Source organism: Delftia sp. JD2, from assembly GCF_001682645.1.
Classification (GTDB): Bacteria; Pseudomonadota; Gammaproteobacteria; order Burkholderiales; family Burkholderiaceae_C; genus Comamonas; species Comamonas acidovorans.
Window position 1 is genome coordinate 1 of record NZ_LFJT01000145.1, and the last position, 462, is coordinate 462.

The following is a 462-nucleotide window of genomic DNA, read 5'->3' on the forward strand; positions in this document are numbered from 1 at the left end:
CGTCGGATTGACCGGGTTGATGCCACCCGCTGGATCGTAGGAGGCCGTGTTCGTGCTCGAACCAACCGCCGTCGGCACAGCCGACAGGTTGAAGCTGCTGTTGCTGCCAGCCGCCACCGGTGTGGTGAAGTTCACCGTGCACGTCAGCACGGTGCTGCCATTGCCCGCAAACGGGAAGGTGTTGGGCGTGCAGGTCGCACTGGCTACGTTCGCGCCGGTCGGCACTCCCGTGATGCTGATGCCTGCCGGCACCAGGTCCTTGATGGTCACGCTGGTGGCGGGACCGAAGGCACTGGCAGCGTTGGACACGGAGAACGCGTAGTTGAAGGGCGTGCCCACAGCCAAGCTGCCGGGGTTGGCTTTGGTGACCGTCAGCGCAGGAGTACCAGGCGTCACCGGCGTGGAAGGCGTCGATGCGCAATCCGTCGTGCAACCGGCCGTCGGATTGACCGGGCTGATGCC

The 462-nt window shown here is 65.6% G+C and carries 1 pseudogene; it reads right to left on the reverse strand.

The window, feature by feature from the left end:
• A pseudogene (locus ACM14_RS30220) lies at nucleotides 1-462 on the reverse strand (hypothetical protein); the annotation flags it as partial.